This is a genomic window from Frisingicoccus sp. (genome assembly GCF_048388605.1).
Taxonomy (GTDB): domain Bacteria; phylum Bacillota; class Clostridia; order Lachnospirales; family Lachnospiraceae; genus Frisingicoccus.
Window position 1 is genome coordinate 1 of the sequence record NZ_DBGCTU010000041.1, and the last position, 14,270, is coordinate 14,270.

Here is a 14,270-nt window from a genome sequence, read left to right on the forward strand (position 1 = left end):
CGAATGGGTATACCTTATCGTGCGGAGCTTGACGGAGCACGCCCATGCGGAGCATCTGACATACGGGATGCCCGAATGGGTATATTTTTTCCTAAGCTTTCATAAGCCTTCTTTCCCAGATTACAAGCCGAATTGATCCATCGGTTTCCCTGATGGCCATTTTCACACAAGAACAGTTCTCCCCTTCTCTGCACAGACGCACCGCATTTCGCGCAAACTCTTCCAATATCGGAAACCGAAGAGTCCAAAACAAAAATACCCTCCTGCCACGCCTTATACTGAAGCTGCCTGCGTATACTATGGCTTATATACAGCGGCGACCATTTTCCTACTGCTGCCATCACATATTTGCTGTAGGCGCTGTCATATTTGGGAAGTATAATGATTTCCGCCTGGTTTTCTCTGCTAAAATCCACGATTTTTCTGCTGATCTGATGACTGATATCTTCATGGATATTTCTCAGCTTTTTCCAGTATTTTTTATCCGCGTCCTCACTTGTTTCTTTTGGAGACGCTTTCTTTGATTTTTCAATTTTATCCAATATTCCCTGACAACGATTCCTATAGGCTGTTCCGCCCCGAAAAAAATTTACGGCCTCCACCGCATAATCCGGATTCATCACACAGCAAACCGCCACCGAATCTCCATTGGTAAACTGGACTGCGCAGATACGCGGTTCTCTGCCTATCCGCTGTTTCAGAGTCCCCCGATTCAATACATCCTGCCGTATCGGAACATGCAGCTCTATCCGCTTTTCGTGAAATACCATTCTTGGCGACAGACAAAGCGCATCTGCGGGAATCTCACTGCCCGATAAGCGCCCGTGTATCCAGCACCATTTTTCTCCGTTCCACACCTTCACCATAACAGAATGACTGTCCAAATCTTTATACATACCTTTATACAAGGTAATTCCTGATGAAAACTCCTGACTTGGGCAGGTTTGCTCCGACCTCGCGAGATAACTTCTCCCCGCAGCCAAAGCAGAATTTATGGCCGCCCTCCGAAAATAAAGGGGAACGCCCTTCCATGGAAGGGGAACTTCCACCGGCTTTTTATCCCGCCCGACAATACTCATACATTCCAGAGAGCGCATGGCTTTCTGGTTTGTCAGACTATTTAATTCCGGATGCTCCAAAAATAATTTATAATAAAAATAGAGCACATCATTATATAACCTCCGGGTAATTAAAAGCCACTCGTTATGCGATGTCCGCAATGTAAACCGTTTTGTTGTCATCGAATAGTAATTCTTCTCTGACATCACATTCACCGTTTATGGGTATTCAAAATGTAAACACCCATATCTACAGCCACTGCCGCTGCCGCAGCCATAATAACCATCCACAGCATCGGATTTGTATTATCGCCGGTCGCCGGGCTATTGGAAGTGCTATTATTTTGCTGTGTTCCAGTACCTCCGGTTGTGCCGGTTCCGCTGGTTGTGCCGGTTCCGCCCGTTGTTCCAGTGCCTCCCGTTGCCGGAATGGCTTCTGTTTTCAGAATTCTTTCACATACGGTACAGCTATAAGTTTTCACGCCGGCCTCTGTTGCCGTCGCTGCCTTTGTCACTTTTCCGTCATCGCTTACATGGGCCGCCGCATCAGCTTTTTCACTGCAGACACATTCATGCCAGTGGTTTGCTTCATCATTTTTCCAATCACTGCCAAACGCATGCCCTTCAATTGTACAAACAACAGGGGCACTTTCGACCTCATCCGATTTTAATGCACCGTCAAAAGCCGAAACTTTCACCGTATAGCTGCCGCCTTCTGTAACCGTAAGGGTACTTTCCGTTTCATCTTGAAGCAAAACACCATCTTTATACCAGGAATAGGCAAAAGAAACAGTGTCCACTCCATGAGAAACTTCCGCTGTTAAAATGACATTCTTGCCTTCATGAATTGTCGTATTCCCCGCCTTCACGCTGACAACCGGCGGGGCTAACGCCCATACTGAAAAACTTCCATCATCATTTTTCTGTATCGTCATATCTGCCGGAACATAGGTTGACACATCCGTATCAAATTTTCCTCCGGTCACCTCAATCGTAGCATTAGGTTGATTATTTGTCCCCAAAGTTCCTTTCACATTTCCGCCTTGTATCTTTATCGTCGATGTTGCCCCGTAACTTTGGTCAACATCTGCTTCTGCAGCCTTAACATCGCCGCTGATATCGCCATCTTCAACGATAATCGTACCGCCGCTGCTGTACACGTATATGCCATACCCTGTAGAAGAGTAACTTCCGCCTTTAATCGTTGCAATACCGCCCCAGCTTACAGCCACCGCCGTAGTCCGAAAATGCGAATTATCTGTCGTTGCTGTTACATCAAATATACAATCCTCAAAAACGGCATCGCCCCCGCTAAGTTCAATTGCAGGGCCGCTTCCGGCAGTTACCGTCACCCCAGTAAAACTCACCGGGCTGGGCGGTATGATATCCAGTCCAAACCCTTTTCCCTCTGTCGCATAAGTACCGCCATTAACGTAAAGTGTCGGTGTCGAGGCATCGGTGGTAAGTGTATCTGTATTCAAAAAGCCGTTATTTGTCGTTGCCTGCACATTATTCAGAGTAATCGTAGAACCGGAGGCATCGCCAACGTTCTCCCGATTAAATAACTTAATAAAGGATCCATCAGCTGTATTGCCTCTGTATTCACCGCCATTGAGTACAACCTGAGAAGCGGCAATGACTTTTATAAATCCGTAAGAGCCCGTATTTCCTTCCGGAATAATCATACCACTGCCTGTTGTTCCGCCCTCCACCGTAAAAGACGGCGCGGATACGTGGAATAGCCTTTCCCCTGAAACATTATTGGTAATAGTAAAACCATTTAAGTCCAAGACAACGCTTTTCGCAACATCAATAATCTCATTCGCAGCTATGCTTTTCCTTAAAACAATTCGTTCATTCTCATTGGCATTTTCAAATGCCTCCTTTAAAGAAGCATAACCTGTCTCCCCAATCTGGCAGACATCACTTTCGCTGACGCTGAAAAGCATCACTTCATTTGCCAACGCTTCATCAACGGTCTCAACTTCTGTCTGTTCCTCTGGCTCACTCTCCGCTGTTTCTCCGTCCACCGTGGTTTCCTCGCTATCCATCGTTTCAACCTCTCCCTCGGTTGATTCAACTGATTCCAAAGCCACACTTTCACTGTCGAAAACTGTCTCATCTTCCGCAAAAACGGCCATCGACAGAGATATCATCATTGCGAATGTAAGCAAAAATGCCATCCAACGTTTAAATTTCGTCTTTCCTCTCATTAAGCCCTCACCTTTCCATGAATTTTCTTCAAATTATTGCGCAAGATGCTTCGCATGGGCGTGCTCCGTCAAGCTCCGCACGATAAGGTAGGAAAATTCGTTCAAAAAATTTACATAACATATCGAATATTTTTACCATTTTTTATACGAAAAGCCCTCATTTTTACGCAAAAATTCACTTTTCATCATTATAGCATCGGCGAACGATAAAGTCTACATTTTCCATCAAATATTTCTTTAACTTATCTAGTCCGGGCCCATCTTAAAAAGGTATCCTGGGCAACCTGCAGCTGACCGGCCGCCTCTCGTGAAGTGATCTCTTTATTCTCCCAGGCCTCTTTCACCTGCTGAAAATTATCGGGAATCGGTTTCCGAGGCCGTCCGAACTGTACTCCTCTGAGTTTTGCGGCAGCAATTCCTTCCTTTTGCCTTTGTTTGATGTTCTCTCTCTCCGTCTGCGCAACATAGGAAAGAATCTGCAGCACCAGATCAGCCACAAAAGTGCCCGTCAAGTCCCGCCCGGTTTGCCGCGTATCCAGAAGCGGCATGTCCAAAACAACGATATCCGCTCTTTTTTCTTTGGTGATAATCCGCCACTGATTTAAAATTTCTTCATAATTTCTGCCCAGCCTGTCAATAGACTTAATAACGAGAATATCGCCGGTCCGCAGCTTTTTCATAAGCTTCTTATACTGAGGCCGCTCGAAATCCTTTCCACTGAGCTTATCTAAAAAAATACGATTCTCCGCTACAGGAAACTCTGCCAGCGCAATTTTCTGACGGTCCTCATTCTGCTCTTTCGTTGATACTCGAATATAGCCATAAACAATTTTTGACATTTTATTGACCCTCCTTTAATTCCTCTATTCGGGCATCCCATACGGCAAATACTTTGCATGGATGCTCTCCGTCAGCCTTCACGAGATAAAATTATTATTTGTTTCATACACAATTTTAACTATAAAATTTTAAATTCTCACTTTGTGTCCTGTACTTTATCAGACAAACAGGTGTATTTTAAATGTAGAATTTATAGTAAAGAAGGGATATATTATGGACCAAAAGAAAATCGGCCGTTTTTTAAAAAAACTTCGTAATGAAAAGGGGCTCACTCAGGAACAGTTTGCTGAAATCATCAATGTCTCCAACCGAAGTGTTTCCCGATGGGAAAATGGCGTAAATATGCCGGATTTTGATTTGCTCATACAAATCGCTGAATATTTTGATGTTCACATTGAAGAAATATTAGACGGGGAAAGAAAAACTCCTGCGCCGGAACAGGAAACAAAAAACACTTTGCTAAAAGTCGCAGATTACAGCACTAATGAAAATGTAATTTTCTCAAAACGGCTTAACTACATATTTTTAATGGGATTGGCAGCCTATATCGTATATATGATCATCGATATTCAGAATTTGACAGCCCTTCCCCTCTATGATAATATTGCCAGTTTTGCTCTCGGCCTTGTGCTTGGCGTTCTGCTTGTGGGCGCTTTATATACGAGCCGCCATATATCTAAAATCAAAGCCTTTAAAATGCGCCTGCTGAAACGAAATAAGTAAAAATAAAGATATCGCTTGCGGTCACTTATATTGCTCACCGCAAACGATATCTTTTACATTTTCTGTATTCCTTATTGTGCGAAGCCTGACGAAGCACGCCCGACCCCATTCCATGCAGATACACCATCCAGGATTATCTCCATGGATGCGTCATCACCATAAACCAGCGTATAGGTCTCGCCGGATACAAGAGTCGGAGAACTGATCTGAATACAATTAAAGGATTTTGTCGGAGAAACACTAAGGATCTCTTTTCCGGAACTGTCCTTCAATGTCACCATAGTTCCCGACGGCAGCATTGTATCCGTTACGGCATTGATTGAACATTGGGCAGAGGTATCCGAAAAAGCCATCGCCATACCGGAATTTCCCGTGCCGACGAAGGTGCCGCCTGTAATCTCCGCTGTGCCCTCATAGTCCAGCGTGCCGTTCGCTGAATCCTCCGGTCCCTCGACAACAAGCATGCCGCCGTCCATATACAAATTTCCGTTGGAATCAATGCCGTCGCCGGCGGCCTTCACATAAATATCACCGTCGCTGATTCGTATCCAACAATCATTCCCCGATGCAAAACTATTCTGTCCCGGGCGTCCGTCTGATTGTGTATCGCTGCCGCCCGCCGAATTAATCCCGTCATCCTCCGATGTCACTTCGATATTGCCGCCCCGAATTTCCACCGTTAGACCTTCCAGTCCTTCATAGGATTTATTCACCCGAATCTCTCCGCCGTTAATCACCAGCGCATTATCCGCGTGTATCCCGTCATCCCCGGATGTCATCGTATACGCTCCATCGATAATCGTAATATCACCATTGCAATGAATACTGTCATCCGATGAGTCAATGGTAAATTCTCCCCCATTCAAATAGATGGTATTTCCGGCCTTCAGGCCTTTGGCGCTGTCCGAAGAATCATCGGAAGCTGCCCCGGCAGTTTCTGTTATCCCGGCTTCCGGGGCGCCGCCCTCCGGCGGCATCTGCTCCTCTTTCGGTGTTTCTCCCTCCGGCGGCATCTGAGCCTCTTCCGGCATTTCTCCCTCCGGCGGCATCTGCCCCTCTTTCGGCATTTCTCCCTTCGAAGGCGTAGCCCCTTTCATTTGAGGCGGCTGATTCTTATTGCCGCCCCATCGGCCCCATTCTTCCCGAAACTGACCGCTTGCATCATAGCTTGCATTGGAGCTGCCCCCGCCGCTGGATACAGAGCCGGAGCCACCATTTATTTGAAGAATTGTTTCCGCCTGAATACCATCCTGGGCTGCCGTGATCCGATAGGTTCCCCCATCCAGCAGCACATAGCCTTTTTCCGAATCCGTATCATTATTGGCCTTAATGCCGTCGCCGCCCGCATTGACTGTCAATTCGCCATCTTTAACGGAAACCGAGTCCTTACCTTTCATCCCATGTTGTTTGGCCGTAATATTCAGGGCCCCGCCAACGATTTTTAAATCATCCTTGCTGCGAATACCGTCCTGATAATTTCCGTTCACATTAAGCGTTCCCTTCCCGTTGACCGTCAGATCATCCTTGCTGAAAATGCAGGCATTCGGCTCATCCGAAGAAGTATCTTCATATATATATGTTTCGGCATCACTTAAGGTGCTTTCCTGTCCCTTAGCCAGCGTAATAACTATCTTTTTACTCTGCACACCATAAATGACGGAACCGGTCTCCGAACTGGCCGTCAATCCATTCAGGACAATATGGACCACATCCTCTTTCCCAGCATCCACCTGAATCTGTCCATCATCCATCGTACCGCTGAACACATAAGTTCCGGCCCGAGTAATTTTTAATATATTCCCATCCGCCTGAATACCGTCCCCGGAGATTTCCGCGGAAGCTCCGTTACACTTAATGATGGAGGCCTTTCCCTCCGACCAGCTTTCCTCCAAATCCTCCGCATCATAATCTCCCGTCAGCGGCCCTGCCTCTTCCTTTTCATTCTCACTTTCCTGCGCTGTTTCTGTCCCGCTTTCGGACATGACAACTGTTGTTTCCGTCGGCGAAGCGCCGGTGTTGGAACCGCAGCCGCCAAGCATCGACACCAGAAAACTTCCGGCGACTATACAGGCCATATATTTTGAACCTTTCATTTTACATACCTCCTGCTATAATTCTTCTCTTTCCTGCGCCACTCTGCCGCACACAATAGTTAAATTTCCATTACGGCACCGCAGTTCATCCAGGAATTTCTTTTCACTTTTATCGCTACGAAACGATATATGATAATGAAGTTCATAAAGACTCCCCATATTCACTGTCCGCACTCTTAATAATTCACTGCGCGTTGTATACTCCGCAAAAAGATCATCAAATATGCCTTCATAATCGAGATTTTCCGGAATAGTCACCTTCAGATCCCGCAGCATTTGATTCATCCGGCCAACCGGAAGATTCACCACTAAAAGCATAACAAAGCCAACGATAATTACCAGCAGGCCTCCGATGGTCACATAGCCCATACCCGTGGCAAGTCCCACCGCCATAGCAAGAAAAATTGCCGCGATCTCACGGGAATTTCCCGGAACAGAGCGGAATCGTACAAGACTGAAAGCTCCGGCCACAGCCACACCTGTTCCGAGATTTCCATTGACCAGCATGATCACCGTCTGAACAATGAGCGGAAGCAGTATAAGCGTCAAAATAAAATTTCTGGAATACTGGTTTTTATACATATGTACAAGCGCAATCAATACGCCAAAAATGACGGAAAATACCGTACAAAAGACAAATTCCAGCACTGTCAGCCCGGACGAAGAAAAAGATAATACACTGTCAAGCATATAAAAGGCCCTCCCCAAATAAATGTGTCAAATTTTCTTTATAATAAGTACCGTATTTTGAAAATGAAATCGGAAACACTTCCAATTCGGATAATATATGCCCGAACCAAAAAGGAAGGCTTTCCGGAATTTTCACTTCCATCAGTACCATATTTTTCGGAAGCAGAAAAATCCCATGATCCCCATCCGCCAAATGAAGCTGTTCCTCCCGGTAACGAATATTTTCATCGAAAGTCACCCGAAAATCCTCCTGCTCTTTTCCATAATAAGCCCTTCGGTCATAAGCCAGATATACCGACGGCTTCGGATGGTAAAAATCCATAAACCATTGAATTTCCCTGAAAATCTGGGATTGTTCGCTGTCCATATGCTGAAGCAGCCGAACCGCCTCTGCCTGAAAATTCTGCGCACCCAGGGAATCTGCCGCATAGAGATATCGCTCCGCATCCTCCAGCCGTGCAGGAATTCGCCGTTTATAGACCACACCGTCATATTTCTTTTTCAATTCAATAAATACCTGACTGCAATTTTGAGGAACCCCATAACTCCGAAGCCGCAATTTTTCTTTATAGTGAGGTTTTTCCAGCGATGCCCTGATCAACTCATAGTTATCCGTGTCAAAATAAATATTACAGATCGTATGCCACCCGTAGACATCCAATATCAGCCGGTCGCCGACCTGTTTCATCAATGCCTGATGCTGTTCACAGGTCAATAAATATTTCTTCTCATACCGCTTAAAAACTTCCTGAACCTTTTCCACTGCCCACCCTCATTTCCTGCGTTTTAAGTGCTTTTATTATTCCATACAAATATGGCCTAAAAATGGAAAAAGTGTGAACATACATTGAAAAGCCTGTGTAAATTCTGTGACGATATTTTCATTGACCTATCCGCAAATATCTTTTACAATAAAAGAAATGAAATGTACAGGGAGGAAAAAAAATTATGAATGAAAATGTCTTTATTATGGAGCATCCATTAATTCAGCATAAAATATCCATGCTCCGAGATGAACGAACCGGCACGAATGAATTCCGCCGTCTCATTGAAGAAATTACTGTTTTGATGGGTTATGAGGCTCTTCGTGATCTGCCCCTTGAAGATATAGAAATTAAAACGCCGATCGAAACCTGCCAGTCTCCGATGATCGCCGGAAAAAAGCTGGCCATAGTTCCGATTCTCCGTGCCGGTCTTGGCATGGTTAACGGTATTCTGACTCTCGTGCCGTCCGCAAAAGTCGGACATATCGGCCTTTACCGGGATGAAGAAACCCATGAACCTCACGAATATTTCTGCAAACTTCCCGCACCAATCGATCAGCGAACCATCATCGTTCTCGATCCGATGCTGGCAACCGGCGGTTCGGGCGTAGCTGCCGTCAACTTTATTAAAGAACACGGCGGTAAAAACATCAAATTTATGTGTATCATCGCTGCGCCGGAAGGTGTCAAACATTTCCGCGAATGTCATCCGGATGTACCGCTCTATTGCGGACATTTGGACCGTTGTCTCAATGAAAATGCCTACATCTGTCCGGGACTCGGCGATGCCGGCGACCGCATTTTCGGCACAAAGTAAGAATCAAAAAAATGTTCTTCGAGAAAGCTTGTGGAAACGCTTGCTCGAAGAACATTTTTATTTAAAATATATTTTATCCGGGAATATCATCCCATCGGACGGAGAAATTTCCAGCAGACGGCACAGAAGAGGCGCCATATTCCTTTGTCCGATATAATGGTCCTCAAATCTTCCATTCTCCACTTTATCGCTAAAAATATAGAGTGGAACGTCCCTTTGCAGGTCCGTTGGCCCACCATGCAGGCCATTTTCATTCATTCCATGGTCTGCTGAAACCACCACGCTGTATCCGTCTTCCAACCATCCCGGAAGCAGATCTGCAATAAGCACCCCCATATCCGCCACTTTCCAGGCATACTCCCTGCTGTCTGAACCGTAGGTATGGCCCGCCAGATCGATGCTCATCGGATGATACAGCATAAAATCCGGCTGATAGGTTTTCCGGATATACTCACCGTCCATAAACAAATGTGAATCCGGATAAGTATCCTCCCAATAATAAATGCCATAATCGATCAGGCCGTCCCCCGCTCCAAGCCGTATCCTATCGCGATGTTTATCAAAAGGCGCCCGGTTATACAGTTCACTCATCCAAAAATAAGCTGCGGCCCCGGTCACCAGCCCCGCCTCTTTGCACAGCTTAAATACACTTATCTGATCGGATCTGCGAACAATCTCATTGCAGGTAATTCCATGCACATAGGCCGGAACGCCGGTCATCAGAGTTTCATACATCGGCCGGGACATGGACGGAAGTTCACCCCGGATTTTATATTTCGCCCCCAGGCCGTAATCTATCATATGTTCCAAAAACCCCAGATTCTCTGTGGCTATTTTATATCCGCACGCATCCAATAATACAAATATCGTTTTACCCATTTTTCTTTTCCTGTCCTTATCTTTATAGATTGCCATCCAACCGGTTTAACACACCCTGCACCACAGCCATTCCGACCCGCCTGAGTGCTTCCTCCGTATTGGCGCCCAAATGGGGCGCAGCGACAAAGTTATCTAACGCAAGCAGCGGATGACCGGCGCTTATCGGTTCTTCAGCAAATACGTCACAGGCCGCGCCGCCGATCTCCCCTTTTGCCAGGCTTTCATAAAGGGCCTGTTCATCGAGGACAGCCCCCCTTGTCGTATTGATCAGCATAGCTTTCGGATTCATCTGAGCAAACTGCTCTCTGCCGATAAGATGACGGGTTTCCGGAGTCAAAGCCACTCCCACAATAATAACATCCGCTTTTTGAAAAACTTCCGCCATGGAATCCGCATAAGCCATATCCATCCTCCGGGCCTTTTCCTCCGTCAGACTCCTGGACCATCCGATAACTTCCATATCAAAACCCTTCCGGCAAATATCCGCCGTCTGCCGACTGATATCTCCCACGCCGATCAAACCAAGAGTTTTGCCGGCCAATTCCATTCCCTGAAGCTCAGCCATCCTGTCTGTCATTTCAGATTCCGGACTTCCGGTACTTTCCACCGCGGATTGACCTGCCTGCCCCCTCAATATCCGGTCCGCCCGGACAATCTTCCGCCCGAGAGCCAGCATCAAAGCCACATTCATCTCGGCAACAGAGCGGCTGTTCTGATGGGGCACCGAAAACACCTGTATTCCGCGTCGTCCGGCTGCCGCCATATCCACATCGTCGACGCCTGTACCATGAATTCCGATAAGGCGCAGCGACTTTGCCGTTTCCATGATTTCATCCGTAATCTTCAGATTTCGGTCAATCAGGGCTTCCGCCTCAGACAGTCTGTCCCAGTCATGAATGACCTCTGCATGGGCTTTCAAATAAGCGTAGGCCTCCGGATGAATATATTCACATAAAAAAACCTTTCTCATCATTTGAATCCCACTTTCATCGGCCTTCCGGCTCATCGGCAATTGTAACCGTTACCGTAAATACGCTTTCCTCTTCCACGACTGCCTTTACAATGCCCTCCAGATGGCTCAGCCGTTTCGGCGTATTATTTGACATGGCTACGGCATCATTAATTGTGTAATAATACATTGTCCCGGACAATGTTTTCAATATGGATTCTGTCATCGTTACATGTTGTCCCGCCTCAACCAGGCCGGGCCGTTCCATACGAAAATCCATATCCCGCTCCGCCATTTCTATCACCTCTCAGTTTTTTATCATATCATAAAAAGCTGAAAAGCAAAAGACTGTTCCTGACTATTCGGCAGGAATGGCTTTTTTGGGAATATATTTTTCGGGCTCATTCTCTCCAATATCCCTGATCAGCACAAACGGCGTACACTCATCATCCTGTCCGGCCGGATTATCCTGTATATATGCGGCAAGAATGTCTCTTCCCCTATCTCTTAAAGTGCATGATGTTCCCAGAATTGTCACATCAATGTCATTGGCATCCACAATCATTGCCGGGACTCCCGTTTTTCCCTCAATCCGCTCACATACTCTGTCCGGATGTTTTGGTGTCAGCGTGGCCATTTGGTGATAGACATCAAAAGCCGAATGTGCATAAAAGCCATCAATGCCGGCAACCTCCACGCCCAGCATTTTGTAAAACCATCCCCGCCTGCCGATGAGTTTGCCAAAAGCTCCGACAATGGCAGCCAAAAAAACTCTCCCCGCACCGCACATATTAATTGCCAACTGAAGTTTGTGCGGTTCCGTTACACCGATACCGCTTTTTGTTTTGTGGCCGAATCTGCTTAAAATTTTTGCCGTCCACCCTACTTTAACGTCTTCCATATAAACTGTATTTTCCTGACACATGGCAATAACCTTTTCACTGATGGATAACACATCCCCCGGTTCGTACAGGGGAAGCACATAATCCTGTATCAGCCGAATATAAGACTCGCCCTCTTCTACGAAATGGGTATGGATGCCGTATCTCTCCATAGAATGTCCGCAAACTTTCCGAACACCCCTTATATAATAAACAACGCCATTTTTCTCACGTCGGTTTTCATTCTCATTTAAGTTCCCTTCGTACCAATAATTCATAAATGCTACCTCCTGATAATACTCTATTCATCAAACTCCGGGAATACCATCTTATTTTATTGTATTCTTATGACAATTTGGTGTAATATTTATGTTTTTTTTATGTACTTCACGAACTTTTTCAGACAAAAACAGGACCCCCGAAGGAGTCCCGTTTTTAGGATATTCTAGTAATATGAATGATTTTGAACTCTGCCTAAGCCCTCAGACTCTAAGACAAACAGGCAAAGATTTTTAGGGTTGCGACTATTTTATTTTTTATATACAGCAAAGCAGTTTTGTTTTTGTGTACACTACTTTGCCTGTTCGCCTTTGGGAGTTCTTATTTATTTAATCCGGCGGGATGGGATTAGATCCCGCCGAAATTAAATCATATTATGCAATCGGGTTAAATCCTGCAAGGATCAAACCGCCAAGAATCAGAATCGTCAATGCTGCGTAGATCAGGCAAGGGACTACGTTAGAACGCATCAGACGACCTTCCGAACCGATCGTGCCACAGGTTGCGCATGCGGAAACGATATTGTTGACACATACCATGTTACCCATAGCACCACCCATAACCTGCATGGCCAGAATCAACATCGGAGCCAGCCCCAGACGGGCTGCCGCTGCATACTGCAGTGTTGAGAATAATGTACAGGATACGGTCGCGGAACCGGAAATAAATGCTCCGATAACACCGATCACAGGCGCTACGATAATATAAGCTTTACCAAAGAGATCAGCCAGACCGTTGGCCATAACGATCAGCATACTGTCCATACCGCTGTTGTTATACTGGGCGCCGGACATCTTAAAGAGCTGAACCATGGCAATACCGAAAAGTAATGCGATCGCTGCGCCGCTGACCATGGAGAAAGTCGTTTTCCATGCCGCTTTTACCTGCTCGCCCTTCATCTTATGCAATGGAATAATTAACAAAGCAACAAGAATGAATGGCAGAACGCCAGGGTTCCATGCCCATTTCCACGCGAAGTTGACTTCTACGCCGAAAATGTGACTGATGGCAATGGCAAATGGCGCTGTCGTGACATTAAGTATTCCCTTAATACCAATCTGAGGAATACGTGTTACCACAAGGATAATTGCAATAATACCATATGGTACCCATGCCATAACAGGAGACATTGTCGTTTCCACTTTCATGGACTCGTCTTCCTGAACATCAGAGGTCGATTTCCAGTGCTCATCCCACTCGGAATGATCCGGAAATTCAAATTTACTCTTCGGAACAAGGATTCCCTTCTTCGCTGTGACGACACAGATAACCAATGCGATCAACGCACCGATCAGAGACGGGAACTCCGGTCCAAGGAAGGCCGCGCAGATTAAATACGGAACAACGAAAGCCACTGCGGACATCAAAATATATGGGATGATCTCAATCGCATATTTTGTGGACTTATCTTTACCAAACATCTTGATCATCATAAACACAACGATAAAGATGATGATCGGGCAGATAATCGCACTCGGAATGGCAACCCACTTTGTGAGGCCTAATTTCCATGCTTCAGTATTTGTTACACCCGCAGCTCCCAACTCACTGGAAACCATGTTAAATGCGGTGTTTGTCGGCGTACCAACGGCGCCGTAAGCTACCGGAGTACTGTTCATGATCAATGCACACATCGCTGCGCAAAGCGGCGGGAATCCCAGACCGATCAGCAGCGGAGCAGCCAGGGCTGCCGGTGTACCAAAGCCGGCAGCACCCTCGATGAATGCTCCAAACATGAACCCGATGATGATAACCTGAATACGCGGGTCATCGCTAACGCTCGTAAACATACGGTTGATAACGCCCATACCACCGGACTGTTTCAATGTGTTCATGATCAGAATCGCACCAAAGATGATAACAATGGTATCGATGGAGTTCAGGAAACCTGCAATTGTCTGAGCGGCAATGGTAATAATATCCATCTTCCATGCGGCAAAGCAGACAACGGCAGTGATCAGCCATGCCAGAGGCAGGGCAATCTTTGCCGGCCAGTTAAATCCGGCCATGACAATAATTGTAACGATAATTGGAATAAAAGCTATGATTGCATACATGCTGTAATTCCTCCCCTCTTAAATTTT

General features: G+C 46.1%; 13 protein-coding genes. 2 read left to right on the forward strand and 11 right to left on the reverse strand.

Translation table 11 applies throughout. The features are described from left to right. Window positions 1–14: 14 nt before the first annotated feature. The 3 genes from ACMN7X_RS11075 to ACMN7X_RS11085 form a co-directional block, all read right to left on the reverse strand. The gene (locus ACMN7X_RS11075) at window positions 15–1,265 is read right to left on the reverse strand and encodes a transposase (protein WP_418747530.1); all 1,251 of its coding nucleotides are present in this window, start codon (window positions 1,263–1,265) and stop codon (window positions 15–17) included. 5 nt (window positions 1,266–1,270) lie between these two features. After that, window positions 1,271–3,271: a hypothetical protein gene (locus tag ACMN7X_RS11080; protein WP_418747531.1), complete on the reverse strand. Its 2,001-nt coding sequence runs from the start codon at window positions 3,269–3,271 to the stop codon at window positions 1,271–1,273. A gap of 242 nt (window positions 3,272–3,513) precedes the next feature. Beyond that, a complete protein-coding gene (locus ACMN7X_RS11085; protein ID WP_418747532.1) occupies window positions 3,514–4,110 on the reverse strand; it encodes a recombinase family protein in 597 nt (198 codons plus the stop codon). Window positions 4,111–4,324: 214 nt separating this feature from the next. On the opposite strand from ACMN7X_RS11085, the gene ACMN7X_RS11090 reads away from it, so the two are divergent. Next, window positions 4,325–4,834 carry a helix-turn-helix domain-containing protein gene (locus tag ACMN7X_RS11090; RefSeq protein ID WP_418747533.1) on the forward strand — a complete coding sequence of 170 codons (510 nt, stop codon included), beginning with the start codon at window positions 4,325–4,327 and terminating at the stop codon, window positions 4,832–4,834. 71 nt (window positions 4,835–4,905) lie between these two features. Here the strand turns inward: ACMN7X_RS11090 and ACMN7X_RS11095 are convergent, their stop codons facing one another. The 3 genes from ACMN7X_RS11095 to ACMN7X_RS11105 are packed head-to-tail and all read right to left on the reverse strand — an operon-like array spanning window position 4,906 to window position 8,380. Then, window positions 4,906–6,927, reverse strand: a complete 2,022-nt coding sequence (locus tag ACMN7X_RS11095) for a carbohydrate-binding domain-containing protein (protein ID WP_418747534.1) — start codon at window positions 6,925–6,927, stop codon at window positions 4,906–4,908. 15 nt (window positions 6,928–6,942) lie between these two features. Further along, complete coding sequence (locus ACMN7X_RS11100) at window positions 6,943–7,617, reverse strand: DUF4956 domain-containing protein (protein WP_418747535.1); 675 nt, start codon at window positions 7,615–7,617, stop codon at window positions 6,943–6,945. Further along, window positions 7,610–8,380, reverse strand: coding sequence for a polyphosphate polymerase domain-containing protein (locus tag ACMN7X_RS11105; RefSeq protein WP_418747536.1), 771 nt, complete (start codon window positions 8,378–8,380; stop codon window positions 7,610–7,612). The genes ACMN7X_RS11100 and ACMN7X_RS11105 overlap by 8 nt, the downstream gene beginning before the upstream one ends. A gap of 185 nt (window positions 8,381–8,565) precedes the next feature. Between ACMN7X_RS11105 and upp the strand changes: the two genes are divergently transcribed. Continuing rightward, window positions 8,566–9,198 (forward strand): uracil phosphoribosyltransferase, encoded by a 633-nt coding sequence (upp, locus tag ACMN7X_RS11110; protein ID WP_418747537.1) that lies wholly within the window; start codon window positions 8,566–8,568, stop codon window positions 9,196–9,198. A gap of 57 nt (window positions 9,199–9,255) precedes the next feature. Here upp and ACMN7X_RS11115 read toward each other — a convergent pair whose 3' ends face one another. From ACMN7X_RS11115 to ACMN7X_RS11135, 5 genes are all read right to left on the reverse strand, one after another. Next, window positions 9,256–10,077 carry an alkaline phosphatase family protein gene (locus ACMN7X_RS11115; RefSeq protein ID WP_418747538.1) on the reverse strand — a complete coding sequence of 274 codons (822 nt, stop codon included), beginning with the start codon at window positions 10,075–10,077 and terminating at the stop codon, window positions 9,256–9,258. Between the two features lie 22 nt (window positions 10,078–10,099). Beyond that, window positions 10,100–11,050, reverse strand: a complete 951-nt coding sequence (locus tag ACMN7X_RS11120; protein ID WP_418747539.1) for an NAD(P)-dependent oxidoreductase — start codon at window positions 11,048–11,050, stop codon at window positions 10,100–10,102. A gap of 13 nt (window positions 11,051–11,063) precedes the next feature. Next, window positions 11,064–11,321: a hypothetical protein gene (locus ACMN7X_RS11125; protein WP_418747540.1), complete on the reverse strand. Its 258-nt coding sequence runs from the start codon at window positions 11,319–11,321 to the stop codon at window positions 11,064–11,066. Window positions 11,322–11,384: 63 nt separating this feature from the next. Further along, window positions 11,385–12,185 carry a coenzyme F420-0:L-glutamate ligase gene (locus ACMN7X_RS11130; RefSeq protein ID WP_418747541.1) on the reverse strand — a complete coding sequence of 267 codons (801 nt, stop codon included), beginning with the start codon at window positions 12,183–12,185 and terminating at the stop codon, window positions 11,385–11,387. A 375-nt stretch (window positions 12,186–12,560) separates the two neighbouring features. Then, on the reverse strand, window positions 12,561–14,243 hold the full coding sequence (locus tag ACMN7X_RS11135) for an L-lactate permease (protein WP_418747542.1): 1,683 nt from the start codon (window positions 14,241–14,243) through the stop codon (window positions 12,561–12,563). Window positions 14,244–14,270 lie beyond the last annotated feature (27 nt).

Excerpts from the sequence above, each read along its gene's own strand:
- ACMN7X_RS11075 (WP_418747530.1), bottom strand. The coding sequence starts at position 1,265 with ATGTCAGAGAAGAATTACTATTCGATGACAACAAAACGGTTTACATTG.
- ACMN7X_RS11080 (WP_418747531.1), bottom strand. The coding sequence starts at position 3,271 with ATGAGAGGAAAGACGAAATTTAAACGTTGGATGGCATTTTTGCTTACA.
- ACMN7X_RS11085 (WP_418747532.1), bottom strand. The coding sequence starts at position 4,110 with ATGTCAAAAATTGTTTATGGCTATATTCGAGTATCAACGAAAGAGCAG.
- ACMN7X_RS11090 (WP_418747533.1), top strand. The coding sequence starts at position 4,325 with ATGGACCAAAAGAAAATCGGCCGTTTTTTAAAAAAACTTCGTAATGAA.
- ACMN7X_RS11095 (WP_418747534.1), bottom strand. The coding sequence starts at position 6,927 with ATGAAAGGTTCAAAATATATGGCCTGTATAGTCGCCGGAAGTTTTCTG.
- ACMN7X_RS11100 (WP_418747535.1), bottom strand. The coding sequence starts at position 7,617 with ATGCTTGACAGTGTATTATCTTTTTCTTCGTCCGGGCTGACAGTGCTG.
- upp (WP_418747537.1), top strand. The coding sequence starts at position 8,566 with ATGAATGAAAATGTCTTTATTATGGAGCATCCATTAATTCAGCATAAA.
- ACMN7X_RS11115 (WP_418747538.1), bottom strand. The coding sequence starts at position 10,077 with ATGGGTAAAACGATATTTGTATTATTGGATGCGTGCGGATATAAAATA.
- ACMN7X_RS11120 (WP_418747539.1), bottom strand. The coding sequence starts at position 11,050 with ATGATGAGAAAGGTTTTTTTATGTGAATATATTCATCCGGAGGCCTAC.
- ACMN7X_RS11125 (WP_418747540.1), bottom strand. The coding sequence starts at position 11,321 with ATGGCGGAGCGGGATATGGATTTTCGTATGGAACGGCCCGGCCTGGTT.
- ACMN7X_RS11130 (WP_418747541.1), bottom strand. The coding sequence starts at position 12,185 with ATGAATTATTGGTACGAAGGGAACTTAAATGAGAATGAAAACCGACGT.
- ACMN7X_RS11135 (WP_418747542.1), bottom strand. The coding sequence starts at position 14,243 with ATGTATGCAATCATAGCTTTTATTCCAATTATCGTTACAATTATTGTC.